Origin of the sequence: Enterobacter sp. ODB01 (assembly GCF_001623605.1) — a bacterium.
Taxonomy (GTDB): domain Bacteria; phylum Pseudomonadota; class Gammaproteobacteria; order Enterobacterales; family Enterobacteriaceae; genus Enterobacter; species Enterobacter kobei.
Window position 1 is genome coordinate 3,393,606 of record NZ_CP015227.1, and the last position, 20,597, is coordinate 3,414,202.

Annotated in this window: 15 protein-coding genes and 1 pseudogene; 10 read left to right on the plus strand and 6 right to left on the minus strand. The window is 55.8% G+C overall.

The genetic code is table 11. The annotated features are described in order from the left end of the window. Window positions 1-13: 13 nt before the first annotated feature. From fdnI to fdnG, 3 genes are read right to left on the minus strand one after another with little or no spacing between them, the layout of a single operon-like run. Window positions 14-670, minus strand: coding sequence for a formate dehydrogenase-N subunit gamma (fdnI, locus tag A4308_RS16105; protein WP_014883910.1), 657 nt, complete (start codon window positions 668-670; stop codon window positions 14-16). Then, window positions 663-1,547, minus strand: coding sequence for a formate dehydrogenase subunit beta (fdxH, locus tag A4308_RS16110; protein WP_023330472.1), 885 nt, complete (start codon window positions 1,545-1,547; stop codon window positions 663-665). Before fdxH ends, fdnI begins: the two co-directional genes overlap by 8 nt. Window positions 1,548-1,558: 11 nt before the next feature. Then, window positions 1,559-4,606 carry a formate dehydrogenase-N subunit alpha gene (gene fdnG / locus A4308_RS16115; protein ID WP_127312431.1) on the minus strand — a complete coding sequence of 1,016 codons (3,048 nt, stop codon included), beginning with the start codon at window positions 4,604-4,606 and terminating at the stop codon, window positions 1,559-1,561. Window positions 4,607-4,827: 221 nt separating this feature from the next. Here fdnG and yddG point away from each other — a divergent pair. From yddG to A4308_RS16135, 3 genes and pseudogenes are all read left to right on the plus strand, one after another. Beyond that, window positions 4,828-5,705: pseudogene (gene yddG, locus A4308_RS16125) on the plus strand (aromatic amino acid DMT transporter YddG). Between the two features lie 589 nt (window positions 5,706-6,294). After that, on the plus strand, window positions 6,295-7,377 hold the full coding sequence (gene ompC / locus A4308_RS16130; protein WP_014883915.1) for a porin OmpC: 1,083 nt from the start codon (window positions 6,295-6,297) through the stop codon (window positions 7,375-7,377). 77 nt (window positions 7,378-7,454) lie between these two features. Then, window positions 7,455-7,895 (plus strand): GFA family protein, encoded by a 441-nt coding sequence (locus A4308_RS16135; protein ID WP_014883916.1) that lies wholly within the window; start codon window positions 7,455-7,457, stop codon window positions 7,893-7,895. Between the two features lie 34 nt (window positions 7,896-7,929). Here the strand turns inward: A4308_RS16135 and A4308_RS16140 are convergent, their stop codons facing one another. Beyond that, window positions 7,930-9,417, minus strand: coding sequence for an MFS transporter (locus A4308_RS16140; RefSeq protein ID WP_045133989.1), 1,488 nt, complete (start codon window positions 9,415-9,417; stop codon window positions 7,930-7,932). A 116-nt stretch (window positions 9,418-9,533) separates the two neighbouring features. On the opposite strand from A4308_RS16140, the gene A4308_RS16145 reads away from it, so the two are divergent. The 6 genes from A4308_RS16145 to narI all read left to right on the plus strand — a co-directional run bounded on the left by A4308_RS16145 (window position 9,534) and on the right by narI (window position 18,425). Beyond that, window positions 9,534-10,109, plus strand: coding sequence for a TetR family transcriptional regulator (locus A4308_RS16145; protein WP_014883918.1), 576 nt, complete (start codon window positions 9,534-9,536; stop codon window positions 10,107-10,109). A gap of 209 nt (window positions 10,110-10,318) precedes the next feature. After that, the gene (locus tag A4308_RS16150; protein WP_014883919.1) at window positions 10,319-11,704 is read left to right on the plus strand and encodes a NarK family nitrate/nitrite MFS transporter; all 1,386 of its coding nucleotides are present in this window, start codon (window positions 10,319-10,321) and stop codon (window positions 11,702-11,704) included. A 67-nt stretch (window positions 11,705-11,771) separates the two neighbouring features. Continuing rightward, window positions 11,772-15,512, plus strand: a complete 3,741-nt coding sequence (locus A4308_RS16155; protein ID WP_045282136.1) for a nitrate reductase subunit alpha — start codon at window positions 11,772-11,774, stop codon at window positions 15,510-15,512. Then, complete coding sequence (gene narH / locus A4308_RS16160) at window positions 15,509-17,053, plus strand: nitrate reductase subunit beta (protein ID WP_014883921.1); 1,545 nt, start codon at window positions 15,509-15,511, stop codon at window positions 17,051-17,053. Before A4308_RS16155 ends, narH begins: the two co-directional genes overlap by 4 nt. Beyond that, window positions 17,053-17,748 (plus strand): nitrate reductase molybdenum cofactor assembly chaperone, encoded by a 696-nt coding sequence (gene narW, locus A4308_RS16165; RefSeq protein WP_014883922.1) that lies wholly within the window; start codon window positions 17,053-17,055, stop codon window positions 17,746-17,748. The genes narH and narW overlap by 1 nt, the downstream gene beginning before the upstream one ends. Continuing rightward, window positions 17,745-18,425, plus strand: coding sequence for a respiratory nitrate reductase subunit gamma (narI, locus tag A4308_RS16170; RefSeq protein WP_014883923.1), 681 nt, complete (start codon window positions 17,745-17,747; stop codon window positions 18,423-18,425). The genes narW and narI overlap by 4 nt, the downstream gene beginning before the upstream one ends. A gap of 87 nt (window positions 18,426-18,512) precedes the next feature. Here narI and A4308_RS16175 read toward each other — a convergent pair whose 3' ends face one another. Next, window positions 18,513-18,962 (minus strand): hypothetical protein, encoded by a 450-nt coding sequence (locus A4308_RS16175; RefSeq protein WP_032636427.1) that lies wholly within the window; start codon window positions 18,960-18,962, stop codon window positions 18,513-18,515. 95 nt (window positions 18,963-19,057) lie between these two features. Next, window positions 19,058-19,903 carry an N-hydroxyarylamine O-acetyltransferase gene (gene nhoA, locus A4308_RS16180; RefSeq protein ID WP_023330479.1) on the minus strand — a complete coding sequence of 282 codons (846 nt, stop codon included), beginning with the start codon at window positions 19,901-19,903 and terminating at the stop codon, window positions 19,058-19,060. A gap of 107 nt (window positions 19,904-20,010) precedes the next feature. Here nhoA and A4308_RS16185 point away from each other — a divergent pair, with 107 nt between their 5' ends. Continuing rightward, window positions 20,011-20,583, plus strand: a complete 573-nt coding sequence (locus tag A4308_RS16185) for a flavin reductase family protein (protein WP_023330480.1) — start codon at window positions 20,011-20,013, stop codon at window positions 20,581-20,583. Window positions 20,584-20,597 lie beyond the last annotated feature (14 nt).

Genomic DNA, 20,597 nt, shown 5'->3' on the forward strand with positions numbered 1-20,597 from the left:
GACGGCGCAGGTCTTACTTCATCCCTTCCGTACTTTCCTGTTTCGCTTCCAGTCGTTCCACATCGCGATACCAGCGCGGGTGATGTTTCTGCGCCCAGCGACGACTCACCTTCCCTTCAATCATCCCTTTAATCGACCCCTTCACCCAGAACGCCATATACATATGGATCAAAATGGCATGGATCAGAATAATGGCTGAGGTGGCGTGGATCAGCAGCGCGTAGCGCACCACCTGAATCGGGAAATACGAGGCAAAATACGGACGCCAGATAATGACGCCCGTCACCAGCAGCACAAAAATCATGCTCATGATGGTCCAGAACATCATCTTTTGTCCGGCATTATATTTGCCTACTTTCGCCACTTTATGCTCGTTGCCCTTCAGCACTTCGACAATTCCTTTTAGCCACGGAATGTCCTGCTTATCCGGGATATTGTGATGGACGAAGCGCACGAACATAAACATCAGCACCACGAAAATCAGCACGCCGAAGAACGGGTGCAGAATGCGTCCCATCTGCGGGGTGCCGAAAGTTTCCGTCAGCCACTGGAGCGTAGGAAAGAAGAACGAGATGCCGGAGACCGCCACCAGGAAGAAGCAAATGACCACCGTCCAGTGACAGGCGCGGTCGACAAACTTCGTGCGCACGATCATTTTCGACTTACTCATGATGCTCCTCCTCGTCGTCATCCACCTCTTTATTTGGCCCGATACCAATGTAGTGATAAATCAGCCCGGCAAAGGTGGCGATAAAGCCCGCTGCAGAGAGCGGTTTGAGCGCCCCTTTCCACAGGTTGATTGAGGTGTCGATCGCCGGATCTTTCGGCAGATTGTGATACAGCTCCGGCTGGTCGTTATGGTGTAGCACGTACATAACGTGCGTACCGCCCACGCCCTGCGGGTTATAAATACCCGCCTTGTCGTAGCCGCGCGCTTTGAGTTTGTCCACCCGCGCCTGCGCCACATCAAGCATCTCTTTCTTGGTGCCGAAGTGAATCGCCCCGGTCGGACAGGTTTTCACACAGGCAGGCTCCTGCCCGACGCTCACGCGGTCCACGCACAGAGTGCATTTATAGACCCGGTTATCCTCTTTATTGAGGCGCGGAATATTAAACGGACAGCCCGCGATGCAGTACCCACAGCCGATGCAGTTGTCCTGCTGGAAGTCGACGATCCCATTGGCATACTGAATAATCGCCCCCGCGGACGGGCACGCCTTCAGACAGCCCGGATCCTCACAGTGCATGCAGCCGTCTTTACGGATTAACCACTCCAGCTTGCCGTTCTGCTCGGTCTCGCTAAAGCGCATCACCGTCCAGGATTTGGCGCTCAGATCCGCCGGATTATCGTAGACCCCGACGCAGTGCCCCACCTCGTCGCGGATATCATTCCACTCCGAACAGGCCACCTGGCAGGCTTTACAGCCCACGCAGGAAGAGACATCGATAAGCTTAGCGACTTCTGCCTTATAGTCCCGCGCACGAGGCGCGGGGGTAATCGGGTTGGTCGCGGAGCGTTTAATAATGTCTTGTGTTTCCATCGCCATTTAATCGCTCCTTACGCTTTCTCGATGTTGACCAGAAACGCTTTGTACTCCGGCGTTTGCGAGTTGGAATCGCCAACGTTTGGCGTCAGGGTATTGGCGATGTAGCCTTTCTGCGCCACCCCTTCAAAGCCCCAGTGCAGCGGAATACCTACCGTTTCCACCTGCTGACCATGAACGTACAGGCTCTGCAGACGACGGGTCACCACCGCCACCGCGCGGATAAAGCCACGCTTGCTGCTCACCTTCACGCGGTCACCGTTGGCAATCCCCTTCGCTTTCGCCAGCGTCTCGCTGATCTCCACAAACTGTTCCGGCTGGGCGATGGCGTTAAGCCGCGCGTGCTTGGTCCAGGTATGGAAATGCTCGGTCAGGCGATAGGTTGTACCCACATACGGGAATTTGTCTTTTTTGCCTAAGCGCAATACGTCGTCTTCATAGATCCGCACCACCGGGCTGGAGACCACGTTCGGGTGCAGCGGGTTAGTGCCGAGCGGCGTTTCCATCGGCTCGTAGTGTTCCGGGAATGGCCCTTCTGCCAGCTTGTTGAGCGCAAACAGGCGACCCAGCCCTTCCGGCTGCATGATAAACGGCCCGGTGTTGCTGCCCGGCGCGGCGGTGTTGTAGTCCGGGATATCATTTCCTGCCCACTTCGAGCCGTTCCACTGGATCAGCATGCGTTTTGGATCCCACGGCTTGCCGTTCACGTCGGCGGAGGCGCGGTTATACAGCACGCGGCGGTTCAGCGGCCACGCCCAGGCCCAGCCCAGCGTATTGCCCAGCCCGGACGGGTCGGCGTTATCGCGGTTGGCCATCTGGTTACCCTGCTCCGTCCAGCTGCCGGTGTAGATCCAGCAGGACGACGCCGTCGTGCCGTCGTCGCGCAGCAGCGCGAAGCTGTTCAACAGCTGGCCTTTCTTCGCCACCAGGTTGCCGTTAGCGTCATAGAGATCCGCCAGCGCCACGCCGTTGTTCTCTTTGGCGACCTCTTCAGACTCAGGACGGTCCGGCTGCTTGTAGTCCCAGCCCATCCTCAGCAGCGGCTCAGCGCCTTTGCCGCCTTCGGTGCGGTACATCTCGCGCAGACGATGGTAAATCCCGGCCAGGATCTCACCGTCATTCCGCGCTTCACCCGGCGCCTCCTGGCCTTTCCAGTGCCACTGCAGCCAGCGACCGGAGTTGGCAATGGAGCCATCCTCTTCCGCAAAGCAGGTGGACGGCAGGCGGAACACCTCGGTCTGAATCGACGCCGGATCGACATCGTTCGCTTCACCGTGGTTCTGCCAGAAGGTCGAGGTTTCGGTCACCAGCGGGTCGATGACGACCATGTACTTCAGCTTGCTCAGGCTGCGAACCACTTTGTTCTTGTCCGGGAAGGACGCTACCGGGTTAAAGCCCTGGCAGATATACCCCGTGACATTCCCCTTATCCATCATATTGAAATACTTAATGACGTCGTACGCCTGGTCCCACTTCGGCAGCCACTCGAAGCCCCAGTCGTTCTCTTTCTGCGCCGCGTCGCCGTAGAAGGATTTCATCAGGCTGACGTAGAACTTCGGATAGTTGCTCCAGTAGTTCACCTGATCCGGCAGCGTCGCTTTTGGCGTGTTGGCCTCAAGATACGTTTGCAGATTTGCCTGCTTTTCCGACGGCAGCGTCAGGTAACCCGGCAGGCTGGTGGAGAGCAGGCCGAGGTCGGTGAGCCCCTGAATATTGGAGTGACCGCGCAGCGCATTTACGCCGCCCCCTGCCATCCCCATGTTGCCGAGCAGCAGCTGGATCATCGCCATGGTGCGGATGTTCTGCGCACCCACGGTGTGCTGCGTCCAGCCCAGCGCATACAGGAAGGTCGTTGTTCTGTCTGCCGCACTGGTGGAGGCCAGCACTTCGCACACTTTCAGGAAGTCCGCTTTCGGCGTACCGCAGATGTTCTCCACCACGTCCGGCGTATAGCGGGAAACATGCTGCTTCAGCAGGTTCCACACGCAGCGCGGGTGCGTCAGTGTTTCATCGCGCATCGCATAGCCGTTTTCGTCGAACTGATAGTTCCACGAGGACTTGTCATACTGGCGTTTTTCCGCGTCATAGCCGCTGAACAGCCCGTCGTCGAAGGCAAAGTCATCCCGCACCAGCAGGTTTGCGTTGGTGTAGTGCTTAACGTATTCCGCGTTAATTTTGTTGTTTTCGATCAGGTACAGCAGTACGCCGGACAGGAACGTAATGTCCGTGCCGGAGCGGATCGGCGCATAGATATCGGCCACCGAAGCCGTGCGCGTAAAGCGCGGATCGACGACGATCAGCGTCGCATCGTTGTTGTTTTTCGCTTCCATCGCCCAGCGGAATCCCACTGGATGGGCTTCAGCGGCGTTACCGCCCATTACCACCACGACGTTAGCGTTTTTGATATCAACCCAGTGGTTGGTCATCGCACCGCGACCAAATGTTGGAGCAAGACTTGCTACCGTTGGTCCGTGTCAGACGCGCGCCTGGTTATCAACCGCCAGCATGCCGAGAGAGCGCACAAATTTTTGCGTCAGCATGCCGGTTTCATTACTGGCCGCAGAGGCACATAACATACCGGTGGAAAGCCAGCGGTTTACCGTCACCCCCTCTGCATTCTTTTCAACAAAGTTGGCGTCGCGGTCGGCTTTCATCAATTTTGCAATACGGGAGAAGGCCTCATCCCAGGAAATACGCTGCCATTTGTCCGAACCTGGCGCACGGTATTCCGGATAACGCAGGCGGTTTTCGCTGTGAACGTAGTCCAGCAGACCCGCGCCTTTCGGGCATAACGCCCCACGGCTCACCGGATGATCCGGGTCCCCTTCAATATGATAAATCGCTTCTCTGGCGTTCTTCGCGCCATCACCCAGGCTGTACATCAAAAGCCCACAACCCACGGAGCAGTATGTGCAGGTGTTACGGATCTCTTTCGCGCGCAGCAGTTTATAGTTGCGTGCCTGAGCCAGCGCCATTTTAGGAGCGAATCCCAGCATAGCGGCTGTTGTTCCGGCCATACCGCCCGCGCAGATTTTAAAAAATTGTCTGCGGCTGACGTCCATTGTTGTCCTCGTGTTCAAATAAGACTTCGCGCCGCAAACTAACAGCAAAACCCCTTTTTTTTTTGCGTCAAATCAAGGTCGCGTGACTTCGCCCTCTTAATGGTCACCGCTCGCGCCTTCAAATAATCCTTTAGGGTTAAACACATGCGAGAATAATTCGCAACAGCGTCAGGATTAATGCTATATCTTTTTCCTTTGATTTTTTTAGCGATGAAGACGTAATGGACAGAAAGAGAGCAACGCTTATCGGGCTGGCAGCGATTCTGTTGTGGAGCACAATGGTGGGCTTGATTCGTAGCGTGAGTGAGGGGCTGGGGCCCGTCGGCGGTGCGGCGATGATATACACCCTCAGCGGATTATTGTGTCTGGTAACGGTGGGATTTCCTGATATTAAACGCTTTTCACCCAGGTATCTTATTGCCGGCAGCGTACTGTTTGTCAGTTACGAAATTTGTCTTGCCCTGTCGTTAGGCTATGCCGCCACGCGAGCGCAGGCCATTGAAGTGGGGATGGTCAATTATCTCTGGCCGAGCCTGACGATCGTCTTTGCTATTTTGTTCAACGGACAAAAATCAACGCTGTGGGTTATCCCCGGCTTAATCATTGCACTACTCGGTGTATGTTGGGTACTAGGGGGTGATCAAGGATTACACCCTGATGAAATAATGCGCAATATTGTATCGAATCCACTCAGCTATACGCTGGCTTTTGCCGGGGCATTTATCTGGGCCGCCTACTGCACGGTAACCCGTAAATTTGCTAACGGGCAAAACGGCATTACGCTGTTTGTTTTGCTGACGGCACTGAGCCTGTGGGTGAAATATGCGCTGAGCGATCAGCCGGAAATGGTCTTCACTGTTCCGGTTGTCGTGAAACTCGTTATGTGTGGTGTGGCGCTAGGGTTAGGTTATGCCGCCTGGAATGTTGGCATTCTGCACGGTAACGTCACGGTGCTGGCCGCCGTATCCTATTTTACTCCCGTACTCTCTGCCGCGCTTGCCGCCGTGCTGCTGAGTTCCCCCTCTCTTTCTCGTTCTGGCAAGGCGCGCTGATGGTCTGCGTCGGGTCATTGCTTTGCTGGTACGCCACCAAAAAATAATTCCGGGTCAGCTGTCGGGTAATATTCATCCCGACAGCAAAAAATTAACATAAATTTAATATTTGGGCGCGCGTTTAACTTCTGTTTATATTACCCTCTTTTCGTAAATTTGCGTCTCTTAATATTGACACAAACTGACACCGCTATGTGATTAATTGCCGACAAATACTCACAATATTAATAGCACAAAGTGCAATAGTATGTTTCTGTGTGTTTCTGTCTAAGCAACGGAATTTCCGTGCAATTAAGGGCGCAAGGCCGCCCTTTTCGGTTAAATACACTCTGCCATCCCAACCAAAAGAACGGCATTACCGATAATTAACATATTTTATAACAACCCAATGAAACTATATTGACGGAAATAAACCCCACCCAAAATTGATTAAATACTCATCATTTCAGGCTATTTTTAGGCCATTTATCCGATCTCGATCACACTAAATGAAATTATTATTAATATTTTGAAACTTATTATTGAAAGAGGACCACAAGATTTTTAAAAATAACATGCCATTGACGAGCAGCCTCGTTTAAAACTCGTTCAAAGTGGCTCAGGAAATACCTAAGAAAATTATAAGGAATATTTAAGATGAAACTTAAATTAGTTGCAGTGGCAGTGACTTCCATGTTGGCAGCAGGCGTTGTAAACGCGGCTGAAGTTTATAACAAAGACGGTAACAAGCTGGATCTGTACGGTAAAGTGACAGGTCTGCACTATTTCTCTGATGACGCTGGCAACGACGGCGACAAAACTTACGTTCGTCTGGGCTTCAAAGGTGAAACTCAGATCAACGATCAGCTGACCGGTTACGGCCAGTGGGAATATGAGTTCAAAGGCAACCGTTCTGAATCCCAGGGCACTGACGGCAGCAAAACGCGTCTGGCCTTCGCAGGTCTGAAATTCAACGAATTCGGTTCTTTCGACTACGGTCGTAACTACGGTGTTGCTTACGACATCGGCGCATGGACTGACGTTCTGCCAGAGTTCGGTGGTGATACCTGGACGCAGACTGATGGCTTTATGACTGGCCGTACGACTGGCGTTGCAACCTACCGTAACACCGACTTCTTCGGTCTGGTTGACGGTCTGAACTTTGCTGCTCAGTACCAGGGTAAAAACGATGACCGTAACATCACCGAAGCGAACGGTGACGGCTGGGGTCTGTCTTCTACCTATGAAATGGACGGCTTCGCTGTCGGTGCCACCTACGCGAAATCTGACCGTACTGACCGTCAGGTTGCTGCAGGTCGCGTAGCCAATACCGTTAACGCTGGCGGTGAAAACGCAGAAGTTTGGGCTGCTGGTCTGAAATACGATGCGAACAACATCTACCTGGCAACCACCTACTCTGAAACCCGCAACATGACCAACTTCGGTGACGGTTATATCGCGAACAGAGCTCAGAACTTCGAAGTTGTTGCTCAGTATCAGTTCGACTTCGGTCTGCGTCCATCCATCGCTTACCTGAAATCCAAAGGTAAAGATCTGGGTTCATACGGCGACCAGGATCTGGTTGAATACGTTGACGTTGGCGCGAGCTACTACTTCAACAAAAACATGTCTACCTATGTTGATTACAAAATCAACCTGGTTGACGACAACAGCTTCACCAAAGCAACTGGCGTTGCTACCGACAACATCGTTGCTGTCGGCCTGACCTACCAGTTCTAAGATTTGTCACGCTAAAAAGCCAGCCCATGTGGCTGGCTTTTTTTATACGGATTTCTGGCGTCAAAAAGGAGAACGCCATGCACCTGTTCAAAGGACGCTGCTTATGCGGAATGAGTCAGTTCAGCGTGAGCCTCAACCATTTTGATGTATATGCCTGTCACTGTACGCAATGCCAGAAGTGGTCAGGCGGCATTGCCATGTATCTTGAGACGCAGGGCGAGCCGCTTGTGGAGCAAGATTCCATTGCCCCGTCTCATTTCGCCTCATCCGCACGGGGAGAACGCTGGTTTTGTCCAGGCTGCGGCTGCCCGCTGTGGTTCAAACTGACCGCAACGGCGCGCTATTTTATTCCCTGGACGCTGCTTGAGATGAGCGAAGATGAACGACGCCGGCTGGTACTTGCCGCAGAAATCTATACTGAAACCCAACCCGCGTTTTTTGGCCTGACCGGGCAATACGCACGCTATAGCGGTTCAGAAATTGAAGCACGAGATGAACACTGCCTGCTAACGCCCTAAACTGCTGCCCGGCCAGCCTGCGCACCAGGCTTGTCTACTGCTTTGGCACCTTCGCCAGGCTAAACCACATTCCTGCCGCCAGCAGCAACAGCATGCCCCCCGCACTCCCCAGCGCCACGCTGTGGGAGGTAATAAACGCACTTTTCGCCGCCTCCGTCACCGAAACCGCCAGTGCTGGCGTGAGATCCTGCGCCACCTTCATCGCCTCGCCGATGGATGACGAGGCTTTGTCGACGAGAGACGCATTCAGCCCCTGCGGCAAATCAATCGACGCAGAGAAACTGCGGGTCAGCAGCAGACCAAAGATAGCGATCCCAAGCCCGGCCCCCAGTTCATAAGACATGGTTTCAATCGCCCCGGCAGCGGCGGCCTTTTCTTTCGGCGCGGCGGCCATGATTGCAGAGGTCGAGGCCAGCAGCGCGCTGGCGGCGCTGAAGCCCAACAGCACCATCAGGCTCCACGCCTGCCACTGCTGCGTGCTGAAATCGAGCATCGAGAGGCCAATGAAACTGACCGCGCTGAGCGCCATGCCACCCGCAGCCACAATGCGTAGCCCCAGACGCCCCACCAGTACTCCGGCGATCGGCCCGCTAAACCCGCTCGCCACCATGACCGGAAGCATAAACATGCCGGCTTCGAATGGCGTAAAGCCGTGAACGAATTGCAATTCCTGCGCCATCAGCAGCTCAAAGCCCACCAGCGCGATCATCGCCGTCATCGCCATCACCACACCGCTGAGAATGATGCGGTGACAAAACAGGCGCATGTCGATCATTGGCACGCGGGCGCGCAGTTGAATACGCACGAAAATCAACAGCATCACAGCCCCGGTAAGCAACGTACAGGCTACCAGCCACGGCGACAGCACGCCTTTCAACGCGGTTTTGGCGCTGTAGACCAGCAGCAGGATTGCCACAATCAGCATGATGGCATGGCTGATATTCAGCGGCTGCTCAGGACGCCCCTGTTGACGGGGTACAAAACGCGCCGCCAGCGACACCACCACCAGCACAATCGGGACGTTGATTAAAAACACCGATCCCCAGTAGAAATGCTCAAGCAGGATACCGCCAATCAGCGGACCAAATGCCGCCCCACCTGAACCCACGGCCGCCCAGACGCCAAGCGCGATATTACGATCCCGCGCGTCGGTAAACAGCGTGCGGATCCCGGCCAGCGTGGCCGGAATGATCATTGCCGCACCGATTGCCAGCGAGGCGCGCGCCGCAATCAGCCACCCGGCTGACGGCGCAAAGGCTGCCGCCAGGGACGACACCCCAAACAGCATGCTGCCGATCATTAACAATCGTTTAAACCCCATGCGGTCACCGAGTGCGCCCATCGGCAGCACCATACCCGCCATCACCAGCGAGTAGATGTCGATAATCCACAGTAATTCGTTACCGCTGGCGCCCAGCGTCATGCTCAATGTCGGCGCCGCCACGTGCAGCACCGTCGCGTCGATCGCGACCGGGATATAAACCAGCACGATAATCACTAACGCTAACCACTGACGAAACATAAATTTCCTTTTCATTTTAAACATGGACACATGTCCAGGATGCGATCCTACGTAAAGTTGAACGAGTGTCCAGCTTTTTGTTACACTCGTTTCATTCCCATTGAGAGTGAGTAAACATGCGATATCTGAGCAAGGATGAACGGCGGGAAGCAATCTTACAGGCCGCCATGCGCGTGGCGCTCGCCGAGGGGCTGGCGGCGATGACGGTGCGGCGCATTGCGACTGAAGCGGGCGTCGCTACCGGGCAGGTTCATCACCACTTTGCCTCCGGAGGTGAGTTGAAATCGCTGGCATTCGTTCGCCTGATCCGCGAGCTATTAGATGCCGACGTGGCGGATGAACGTGCCACCTGGCGGGAACGGTTGCACAGCATGCTCGGCAGCGACGACGGTAAGTTTGAGCCTTATATCCGACTGTGGCGGGAAGCGCAAATTCTCGCCAGCCGAGATCCCGAGATCAAAGCGGCTTATGTCCTGACCATGGAGATGTGGCATCACGAGACGGTGGTTATTATCCGTGCCGGGGCGGAAGCCAGGGCATTCACACTCACCGATCGGGCGGAAAATATTGCCTGGCGTTTGATAGGGCTGGTTTGCGGCCTGGATGGGATCACCGTATTAAATATGCCGGAAATGGACGATGCGGCGCTAAATAAACATCTCGACAAACTTATCACGCTGGAATTGTTTTAATACTCCTTCCGGAGTATTAATTCCCGCAACACTTACAATTGGTAACATATTAAGCGCTCCGCAATTTCCATTCTCACCTCAGGGGCGCGCTTTTTTATCTATCCTTTCAGATGTATCCCAAAACATCCAATAAATCCAACAGCAAATTCTCACTCATCTTTTTGTTTTTACTTCTTTTTTCTTTCCATTAAGGTAAGCAAGAGGGCGCTATGTCGCAACAAAGTGAAAAGAATAATCCGCATCTGTTGAGTAACTGGAAACCTGAAAACGCGCAATTCTGGGAGAATAAAGGAAAACATATCGCACGAAGAAATCTATGGATTTCTGTGGCTTGCCTGCTATTAGCGTTTTGCGTCTGGATGTTATTTAGCGCCATCGCCGTCAACCTGAATAAAGTCGGATTTAATTTCACCACCGATCAGCTTTTTATGCTAACAGCATTACCTTCTCTCTCCGGTGCGATATTGCGCGTCCCCTACTCATTTATGGTACCGATATTCGGTGGGCGTTACTGGACGGTATTGAGTACCGTCATCCTGATTATCCCCTGCGTGTGGCTGGGAATTGCCATTCAAAACCCCGCGACGCCGTACTGGATCTTTATCATCATCGCCCTGCTCTGCGGTTTTGCTGGCGCTAACTTCGCATCGAGCATGGGCAACATCAGCTTTTTCTTCCCGAAATCCAGACAGGGCAGCGCGCTGGGCATCAACGGCGGGCTGGGCAACCTGGGCGTCAGCGTGATGCAGCTGGTTGCGCCGCTGGTCATTTTCCTCCCGATGTTCACCTTCCTCGGGGTGCACGGTGTGCCACAGGAGGATGGCTCGACGATGTGGCTGGCAAACGCGGCCTGGATCTGGGCCCCCCTCCTGCTGCTGGCAACCATTGCGGCGTTTTTTGGCATGAACGATATTGCCAGCTCAAAGGCCTCCATCGCCAGCCAGCTTCCGGTCCTGAAACGCTTTCACCTCTGGCTGCTAAGCCTGCTCTATCTGGCGACCTTCGGCTCGTTTATCGGTTTCTCGGCGGGCTTTGCCATGCTGTCGAAAACCCAGTTTCCGGACGTGAACATCCTGCACCTCGCCTTCTTTGGTCCCCTGATCGGCGCGCTGGCCCGCTCGGCGGGCGGGATGATCTCCGACAAACTGGGCGGCGTGCGGGTGACGCTGATCAACTTCGTCTTTATGGCGATTTTTAGCGCCCTGATTTTCCTGACGCTTCCGGGCTCAGGTTCAGGCAGTTTCTTCGCCTTCTATCTGGTGTTTATGGGGCTGTTCCTCACTGCCGGGCTGGGCAGCGGCTCCACCTTCCAGATGATTGCGATTATTTTCCGCCAAATCACCCTCGACCGCGTCAAAAAGCAGGGCGGCACGGACGAGCAGGCGCAGCATGAAGCGGTGACCGAAACAGCGGCCGCGCTGGGCTTTATCTCTGCCATCGGCGCCGTGGGCGGCTTCTTCATTCCCAAAGCGTTTGGCACCTCGCTGGCGATGACCGGATCGCCGGTCGGGGCCATGAAAGTGTTCCTCGTGTTTTACATCGTCTGTGTCCTTGTCACCTGGCTGGTGTACGGCCGCAAATCGTCACAAAAATAATAACGACCTCTTTGCCGGAGCGGGATGCAACCCCCTCCGGCCATGCTATCGAAGCAGGAGAAATGTCATGAGCAAACTGTTGGACCGCTTTCGTTACTTCAAAACTAAAGGCGACAGTTTCGCCGATGGGCACGGGCAGGTGTATCACACCAACCGCGACTGGGAAGACAGCTATCGTCAGCGCTGGCAGTTCGACAAGATTGTGCGCTCCACCCACGGCGTGAACTGTACCGGCTCCTGTAGCTGGAAGATTTATGTCAAAAATGGCCTGGTGACCTGGGAAACCCAGCAAACCGACTATCCACGCACCCGCCCTGACCTGCCCAACCACGAACCGCGCGGCTGCCCGCGTGGCGCAAGCTATTCCTGGTATCTCTACAGCGCCAACCGACTCAAATACCCGCTGGTGCGCCGCAGGTTAATTGAACTCTGGCGAGAAGCGCTGGCGCAGCATACCGATCCGGTGCTGGCCTGGGATGCCATTCAGAACGATCCGCAGAAAGCGCAGAGCTACAGGAAAGCGCGCGGAAAAGGCGGTTTTATCCGCTCAAACTGGAAAGAGCTAAACCAGCTGATTGCCGCCGCCAACGTCTGGACCATCAAAAATTATGGCCCCGATCGCGTCGCCGGTTTTTCCCCTATCCCGGCGATGTCGATGGTCTCTTACGCCGCCGGGACCCGCTATCTCTCGCTGCTGGGCGGCACCTGCCTTAGCTTTTACGATTGGTACTGCGATCTGCCTCCGGCCTCCCCAATGACCTGGGGGGAGCAGACCGATGTGCCGGAATCAGCAGACTGGTATAACTCCAGCTACATCATTGCCTGGGGCTCGAACGTGCCGCAGACGCGTACCCCGGACGCCCACTTTTTCACTGAGGTGCGCTACAAAGGCACCAAAACCGTCGCCATTACGCCGGACTTCTCGGAAGTCGCGAAGCTGAGCGACCAGTGGCTGGCGCCTAAACAGGGCACCGACAGCGCCCTCGCCATGGCAATGGGCCATGTGATCCTTAAAGAGTTCCACCTCGATAACCCGAGCGACTACTTCCTCAACTACTGCCGCCGCTACACCGACATGCCGATGCTGGTCCTGCTGGACGAACAGGCCGATGGTCGCGTCGTACCGGGGCGGATGCTGCGGGCCTCAGACCTTGTCGACGGGCTGGGTGAAGCCAATAATCCTGAATGGAAAACGGTCGCCTTTGATATTGCCGGGAACCTGGTGGTGCCAAACGGTTCCATCGGCTTCCGCTGGGGAGAAAAAGGCAAATGGAACCTGGAGCCCCGGGCGGCAGGCCATGAAAGCGAGCTGACCCTCTCCCTGCTGATTACGCACGATAGCGTCGCAGATGTCGCCTTCCCCTACTTTGGCGGTAATGAGAACCCGCATTTTCGCAGCGTGAAGCAGGAGCCGGTGCTGACGCGCCGCGTACCGAGCAAAACCCTGACGCTCGCCGACGGTCGCGAGAAACGGGTGGTCAGCGTTTACGATCTGGTGCTGGCGAACTACGGCCTCGATCGTGGTCTGCAGGACAGTAACGCCGCAGACAGCTATGACCAGATCAAAGCCTACACTCCCGCCTGGGGAGAGCAGATCACCGGCGTACCCGCGTATCTGATTGAAAAAATCGCCCACGAGTTTGCCGACACGGCGCACAAAACGCACGGGCGGTCGATGATTATCCTCGGTGCCGGGGTGAATCACTGGTACCACATGGACATGAACTACCGCGGGATGATCAACATGCTGGTCTTCTGCGGCTGCGTCGGGCAGAGCGGTGGCGGCTGGTCGCACTATGTGGGCCAGGAGAAACTGCGTCCGCAAACCGGGTGGCTGCCGCTGGCCTTTGCGCTGGACTGGAACCGCCCGCCACGTCAGATGAACAGCACGTCATTCTTTTACAACCATGCCAGCCAGTGGCGCTATGAGAAGCTGACCGCGCAGGAGCTCCTCTCCCCGCTGGCGGATGCCACCCAATTCACCGGGCACCTGATCGACTTCAACGTTCGCGCCGAGCGCATGGGCTGGTTGCCCTCGGCCCCGCAGCTCAACCTGAACCCGTTGCACATTAAGGCACGTGCCGATGCGGCGGGCATGACGCCGCAGGACTACACCGTTCAGGGGCTAAAATCGGGTGACGTTCGCTTCGCCTGCGAGCAACCCGATAACGGCAAGAACCACCCGCGTAACCTGTTTGTCTGGCGCTCTAACCTTCTTGGCTCGTCCGGGAAAGGTCACGAGTACATGCTGAAATACCTGCTCGGCACCGAGAGCGGCATTCAGGGTGAAGATTTGGGTTCCACAGACGACGTGAAGCCTGAAGAGGTCGAATGGCAAACCGCTGCCATCGAGGGCAAGCTCGATCTGCTGGTGACGCTCGACTTCCGCATGTCCAGCACCTGTCTGTTCTCCGATATCGTCCTGCCGACTGCCACCTGGTACGAAAAAGACGATATGAACACTTCGGACATGCACCCGTTTATTCACCCGCTCTCCGCCGCCGTCGATCCGGCGTGGGAATCGCGCAGCGACTGGGAGATCTACAAAGGCATCGCCAGGGTCTTCTCCGAGGTGTGCGTCGGTCACCTGGGCACCGAAACCGACGTGGTTCTGCAACCGTTGCAGCACGACTCTCCGGCGGAACTCTCTCAGCCGTTTGATATCCAGGACTGGCGCAAAGGTGAATGCGATTTGATCCCCGGCAAAACCGCGCCAAACATTGCGGTCGTTGAGCGAAACTACCCGGAAACTTACGAGCGCTTTACGTCTCTTGGCCCCCTGATGGACAAGCTCGGTAACGGCGGAAAAGGCATATCGTGGAATACCCAGAACGAGGTCGATTTCCTCGGCAAGCTCAATTACGTCAAGCCCGACGGCCCGGCAAAAGGTCGTCCGCGGATTGAAACCGCCATTGACGCTTCAGAGGTGATCCTCGCCCTCGCGCCGGAAACCAACGGTCAGGTGGCGGTTAAGGCCTGGCAAGCGCTTGGGGAGTTGACCGGACGTGACCACACGCATCTGGCGCTGAACAAAGAAGACGAGAAAATTCGCTTCCGCGACATCCAGGCGCAGCCGCGCAAAATCATCTCCAGCCCAACCTGGTCCGGTCTTGAGAGCGAGCATGTCTCCTATAACGCGGGTTATACCAACGTTCATGAGCTAATCCCCTGGCGCACCCTTTCCGGTCGTCAGCAGTTGTATCAGGATCACCCGTGGATGCGTGCTTTCGGGGAGAGTCTGGTGGCCTACCGTCCGCCGATTGATACCCGTAGCGTGAGCCATATGCGCGAGATCCCGCCGAACGGCTTCCCGGAAAAAGCGCTTAACTTCCTGACGCCGCATCAGAAATGGGGCATTCACTCCACCTACAGCGAAAACCTCCTGATGCAGACCCTGTCGCGCGGCGGGCCGATTGTCTGGATAAGCGAAACCGACGCGCGTGAGCTGGGCATTGAGGACAACGACTGGATCGAAGCCTTTAACGCTAACGGCGCCCTCACCGCCCGCGCGGTAGTCAGCCAGCGCGTGCCGCCGGGCATGACCATGATGTACCACGCTCAGGAGCGCATTCTGAACATTCCGGGCTCTGAAGTGACCGGCCGGCGCGGGGGGATCCACAACTCCGTTACCCGCGTCTGCCCGAAACCGACGCACATGATCGGCGGCTATGCGCAGCTGGCGTACAGCTTTAACTATTACGGCACCGTCGGCTCGAACCGCGACGAATTCATCATGATCCGCAAAATGAAAAACATTAACTGGCTGGATGGCGAAGGTCGGGATCAGGTACAGGAGACGAAAAAATGAAAATACGCTCACAGGTTGGCATGGTTCTGAATCTCGATAAATGCATCGGCTGCCACACCTGCTCGGTCACCTGTAAGAACGTCTGGACCGGGCGTGAAGGCATGGAATATGCGTGGTTCAACAACGTCGAAACCAAGCCGGGCATTGGCTATCCAAAAAACTGGGAAGACCAGGAGGAGTGGCAAGGCGGCTGGATCCGCGGGATCCACGGCAAACTGACCCCGCGTCTCGGCGGCAAAATGGGCGTTCTGTCGAAAATTTTCGCTAACCCTGTTCTGCCGCAAATTGACGATTACTATGAACCCTTCACCTTTGATTATCAGGACCTGCATCGCGCCCCGGAGGGGGATCATCTCCCTACCGCTCGCCCTCGCTCGCTGATTGACGGCAAGCGGATGGATAAAATCGTTTGGGGGCCTAACTGGGAGGAGCTGCTGGGCGGTGAGTTCGAAAAGCGCGCCCGCGACCGCAACTTTCAGAAGATCCAGAAGGAGATGTACGGCCAGTTTGAAAATACCTTCATGATGTACCTGCCGCGCCTGTGCGAGCACTGTCTGAACCCGAGCTGCGTCGCCACCTGCCCGAGCGGTGCCATCTACAAGCGCGAAGAGGACGGCATTGTGCTGATTGACCAGGACAAGTGCCGCGGCTGGCGTTTGTGCATCAGTGGTTGTCCGTACAAGAAAATCTACTTTAACTGGAAGAGCGGTAAATCCGAGAAATGCATCTTCTGCTACCCGCGCATTGAGTCCGGCCAGCCGACCGTTTGCTCAGAAACCTGCGTCGGGCGTATTCGCTATCTCGGCGTGCTGCTGTACGACGCGGACCGCATTGAAGAAGCGGCCAGCACCGAGCACGAAACCGATCTGTACGAACGTCAGTGCGACGTGTTCCTGAACCCGCACGATCCGGCGGTCATCGAAGAAGCGCTGAAACAGGGTATTCCGGCAAACGTCATTGAGGCAGCGCAAAAATCGCCTGTTTATAAAATGGCGATGGACTGGAAGCTGGCTCTGCCGCTGCACCCGGAATACCGCACCCTGCCGATGGTCTGGTACGTGCCACCGCTGTCACCGATTCAGTCCTACGCGGATGCCGGCGGCCTGCCGCAGAGTGATGGCGTACTGCCTGCTGTCGAAAGCCTGCGCATCCCGGTGCAGTATCTGGCAAATATGCTTAGCGCAGGTGACCCAGGCCCGGTGCTGCGTGCTCTGAAACGTATGATGGCGATGCGCCACTACAAACGCTCCCAGACCGTGGAAGGCGTGACCGATACTCGCGCCATCGAAGAAGTCGGCCTGACCGAAGCGCAGGTTGAGGAGATGTACCGCTATCTGGCTATTGCGAATTACGAAGATCGCTTCGTGATCCCCACCAGCCACCGTGAAATGGCGCGCGACGCGTTCCCGGAGAAAAACGGCTGCGGCTTCACCTTTGGTGACGGTTGCCACGGCTCCGACACCAAATTCAACCTCTTCAACAGCAGCCGCATCGATGCCATCAACATTACCGAGGTGCGCGAACATGGGGAGGGAGAATAATGCAGATCCTCAAGATCGTCGCGCTGCTGATTGAGTATCCCGATGACACGCTGTGGGAGAACCGTGATGAAGCGCTCTCGTTGATTGCGCAGGACGCGCCCATGCTGCTGCCGTTTGCCCGACAGCACCTGAGCGCCCCGCTGCTGGATAAACAGGCCGAGTGGTGTGAAGTGTTCGAACGCGGGCGCGCGACTTCGCTGCTGCTGTTCGAGCACGTTCACGCCGAATCCCGCGATCGCGGCCAGGCGATGGTTGACCTGATGAGTCAGTATGAAAAAGCGGGCCTGGTGCTGGACTGCCGTGAACTACCGGATTACCTGCCGCTCTATCTGGAATATCTCAGCATCGTAACCGACGACGAAGCGCGTGAGGGATTGCAGAACGTCGCGCCAATCCTCGCCCTGGTTGGCGGTCGTCTGAAACAGCGCGGCGTGGCGCATTATCAGCTGTTTGACGCCCTGCTCGCCCTCGCCGGAAGCCGCCTTTCAAGTGACAGTGTCACTCAACAGGTGTCAGGCGAGAAACGCGACGACACCCGCCAGGCGCTGGATGCCGTGTGGGAAGAGGAACAGGTGAAGTTTATCGAAGACAACGCCACATCGTGCGACAGCTCGCCGATGCAGCACTATCAACGACGCTTTAGCCAGGATGTCGCGCCGCAGTACGTGGACGTCAGTGCCGGAGGCCCAAAATGACACATTACCTGAACGTGTTTTTCTATGACATTTACCCCTACATCTGCGCCACCGTTTTTTTCCTCGGCAGCTGGCTGCGTTACGACTACGGGCAGTACACCTGGCGCGCCTCGTCGAGCCAGATGCTCAGCAAACGCGGTATGAACTGGGCTTCTAACCTGTTTCACATCGGGATCCTGGGGATTTTCTTCGGCCACCTGTTCGGCATGTTAACCCCGCACTGGATGTATGCCTGGTTTTTGCCCGTCGCGGTTAAACAGCAGTTGGCTATGATTGCGGGCGGGATTTGCGGCGTGCTGACACTCATCGGTGGGTCAATGCTGCTGATCCGCCGCCTGTTCAACCAGCGCGTGCGTGCAACGTCCACCACGCCGGATATCATCATCATGAGTATCCTGCTGATCCAGTGCATTCTTGGGCTGTCGACCATTCCGTTCTCCGCTCAGTATCCGGACGGAAGCGAGATGATGAAGCTGGTCGGCTGGGCACAGGGGATCGTGACGTTTAAGGGCGGCTCGTCGGAGATGTTAAGCGGCGTGGCACCGATCTTCCGCGTACATCTGGTGCTGGGAATGACGATCTTCCTTATCTTCCCGTTCACCCGCCTGGTCCACGTCTGGAGCGCGCCGTTTGAGTATTTTACCCGGCGGTATCAGGTGGTGAGATCGCGCCGCTGAGTGTGTCGGGTGGCGGCTACGCCTTACCCGCCCTACGTTCGAGCCCTTGCAGGCCCGGTAAGGCGTAGCCGCCACCGGGCTATAAGGTCAGAACGGAGTGCTTCCGCTTATGATTGAAACAACTAACATCAGAACTAAAACCGCAATGATGAGACCAAAAGCCAGTAACGCCGCATGAAAAGCGATCGTGGCCCCGGAAAAAAAGAGTGCCCCACTCACGGTCCATTTGTTCTCTTTACGCAGGCCACTAATGAAAGCAAGTCCAAGCGACACGACAGACAACACTATTCCGCTGGCGATCAGTAACCGGTCGATATCTACTGGTTTCTTTTTCGTCTCAACGATCGGCTGCTCTCCTTTTAAACCAGCCATTATTCCTTTTTTTACTGCCGAAACCTTTTCAGCCACAACAACTTCAAGTGCTGTCGACTTTGAAGAAAACGGACCGAGGGTGAACTGAGCTAAGGAGAGAAGCAGCGCAATAACACCGAGCAACATTCCCACAGAACTAAATTTATTCCGAATCAAGATTTCCATATCAGTATGCCTTTTATGTTCTCGGGTGGCGGCTGCGCCTCACCCGACCTACGTTCGAACCCATGTAGGCCCGGTAAGGCGTAGCCGCCACCGGGCTATTTTCCTGCCTGCGGATGCGTATCAAACCCCGCCATCACCGCCGTCAATTCTGCTAGTGTAAAGCCGTGCTTCGGATCGTCAACCCCAAGACCAAACCGCGACTGCATCAGCTGATACAGCGCCTCTGCATCCGGCAAATGGATCTGCTCCTCCACATGGCCATTCTGCCAGTGGGTGAAGTTGAAGTTGGTCAGCGTCAGCTTACCGCCGTCCGGCAGATGGCGGCACATCAACAGATGATGGCGGAAATGCGATTGCGGCCAGTGCGCCGACCAGAAGTTCCCCATAACATAATCACTGAAATATTGCGTCGTCAGGTCAAAGTGATACATCGACTGCCAGTGTTCATGATGGCGGAACTGCAGCACCCAGTCGTTCCCCTCGCTCAGCAGACGATACTGCCCGTGCGGCGTTTCCTGTTCTTCGTTAGCCAGCAGACGAATCGGCGCCGTCAGCGTCTGGCCGCCAAACCCAACGTCAGCAATCCAGCGTTCACCGTTAAGCTCGACCAGCAGCAGGCGGTGCGTACGCGGCGGCATCTGCGACGGATTCGCCAGGACCACGCGCCCGAGCACGCTGCGCACCGTAAATCCGACGTCACGCAAGACTCGCTCAAACAGGCCGTTTTGCTCAAAGCAATATCCCCCACGGCGCGCGGTCACCAGTTTGTCCTCCAGGCATTGATCTTCAAGATGAATTTCGCGCGGCAGGACGACATCAATATTTTCGAATGGAATGGCGCAGTTGTGGTGTAAATGCAGCTCGCGCAGGGTATCGATATCTACCCGTGTGGGTTGCGTCCAGCCGATACGCGCGAAATAGCCAGTCAGAAATGGGGACATGCATCAGTTTCCTTTGATTGTGATGTTCTGTTTATAAACTAATTTTGCGCATTCATTTTGATTTACGTGCTTTTTCGCCATACTCATCGTGTAGATGAGGAGATCCTATGAGCCACTTTCGCCCTGTTGAATTACGGCATGCCAGCCGCCTGCTGAACCACGGTCCTACCGTACTGATTACCAGTCGGGACGAATCTCTCGACAGACGCAACGTGATGGCCGCCGCATGGTCAATGCCCGTGGAGTTTGAACCGCCGCGCATCGCTATCGTGGTCGACAAAAGTACCTGGTCGCGCGAGCTGATTGAGCGCAGCGGAAAGTTTGGGATTGTCATTCCCGGCGTAGCGGCGGCCAACTGGACTTACGCGGTCGGCAGCGTCAGCGGGCGCGACGAGGACAAATTCAACTGCTACGGCATTCCGGTCGTAAACGGCCCTGAACTCGGCCTGCCGGTTATCGAAGAAAAATGTCTGGCGTGGATGGAGTGCCGGTTATTACCCGTTACCTCCGCGGCGGAAAAATATGACACATTGTTTGGCGAAGTGGTTTCGGCGGCAGCAGATGAGCGCGCGTTCGTCGCCGGACGCTGGCAGTTTGACGGGGATAAACTGAATACGCTGCATCATCTTGGGGCGGGGACGTTTGTGACGAGCGGGAAGATGGTGAAGGCTCTGGATTGAAAAACCCTCTCCCC